The sequence below is a fragment of the Catenulispora sp. MAP12-49 genome (assembly GCF_041262705.1).
In the GTDB taxonomy this organism is placed as follows: Bacteria; Actinomycetota; Actinomycetes; order Streptomycetales; family Catenulisporaceae; genus Catenulispora.
On the sequence record NZ_JBGCCP010000093.1, the window covers coordinates 1 to 1,180 of the forward strand.

2 protein-coding genes are annotated in these 1,180 nt (G+C 65.3%); both read left to right on the forward strand.

What is annotated here, in order from left to right; genetic code table 11:
- Positions 1 to 80: 80 nt before the first annotated feature.
- Positions 81 to 629, forward strand: a complete 549-nt coding sequence (locus tag ABIA35_RS49415; RefSeq protein ID WP_370362650.1) for a winged helix-turn-helix domain-containing protein — start codon at positions 81 to 83, stop codon at positions 627 to 629.
- Positions 554 to 1,180: a transposase gene (locus ABIA35_RS49420; protein ID WP_370362651.1), complete on the forward strand. Its 627-nt coding sequence runs from the start codon at positions 554 to 556 to the stop codon at positions 1,178 to 1,180. Before ABIA35_RS49415 ends, ABIA35_RS49420 begins: the two co-directional genes overlap by 76 nt.

A 1,180-nucleotide genomic window follows, 5' to 3' on the forward strand; every position in this document is an offset into this window, starting at 1 on the left:
GCTAGAGGGCTTTCGGACCGGATGTCGTTGCCGGGTCGACGTCTGGTGACAGGCTGTTACGTGCGCGCTATGCCGTTGGTATGAGGTATGGGAGGGGCGGCGGGCTCGACGCGGCGGAGCGGGCTCGGCGCGAGGAAGTGCGTTTTCAAGCCGCCGAGTACATCGAGGCCGGTCTAAGCGATGCGGACATCGCGAAGCAGTTGCAAGTGACGGACAGGTCAGTGGCGCGGTGGCGGGCGGCGTTCACCGGGGGCGGCTATGACGCGCTGCTGTCGAAGGGCGCCGCTGGCCGACCGCTGCTGTTGACCGCGGAACAGCAGCGGGAGCTGGCCGCCGCGCTGAAGCTCGGGCCGGCTGAGCACGGTTGGAGCGATGATCAGCGCTGGACCCTGGTCCGTATCCGTGACTTGATCTGGAAACTGTTTGGGGTGCGGTACAAGTCGCTGTCGACCGTCTGGGAGTTGATGAAGCGGATCCGGTTCTCCTGGCAGGTCCCGACCCGGCGGGCCGCCGAGCGTAACGAGGAGTTGATCTTGGCGTGGCGGGAGGAGCAATGGCCGGATATAAAAGCACGGCCGCGGCCCTCAACGCCTGGATCTGCTTTGAAGACGAAGCAGGACAAGGCCTGAGGCCGCCCAAGGGTCGGACCTGGGGCTTGATCGGGATGACACCGATCGTCAAGGTCGGCTCGGCCGGGACCAAGCGCGTGTCGGTCGCCGGGCTGATCGCGTTCCGGCCGCAGCGCCCCGACCAGGTGCGACTCATCTTCCGCACCCTGGTCTACCACGGCCGCAAGAACGAACCGAAAGGCTTCGCCGAAGAGGACTACGCGGTCCTGCTGGATGCCGCCCACCAGCAGCTCGACGGCCCGATCGTGCTCGTTTGGGACAACATCAACACGCACGTCTCGACCCGGATGGCCGAACTCATCGCCCGCCGCAAGTGGCTGACGGTCTACCGCCTGCCTACCTACGCCCCCGAACTGAATCCACAGGAAGGAGTTTGGTCTGCAATGAAGTCTGGCCTTGTCAACCTCGCCAAGCGCGATATCGACCAGCTCCTGAAGACCGTCAAGAGCCGGCTGCGCCGTCTCCAGTACCGGCCAGGCACCCTGGCCGGCTTCATCGCCAAGACCGGACTCGACCTACAACCCGCGACACCCGATCCGAAAGCCCTCTAG

Bases quoted from the DNA above. Each gene is read 5' to 3' on its own strand.
- ABIA35_RS49420 (WP_370362651.1), top strand. From the start codon at position 554: ATGGCCGGATATAAAAGCACGGCCGCGGCCCTCAACGCCTGGATCTGC.
- ABIA35_RS49415 (WP_370362650.1), top strand. From the start codon at position 81: ATGAGGTATGGGAGGGGCGGCGGGCTCGACGCGGCGGAGCGGGCTCGG.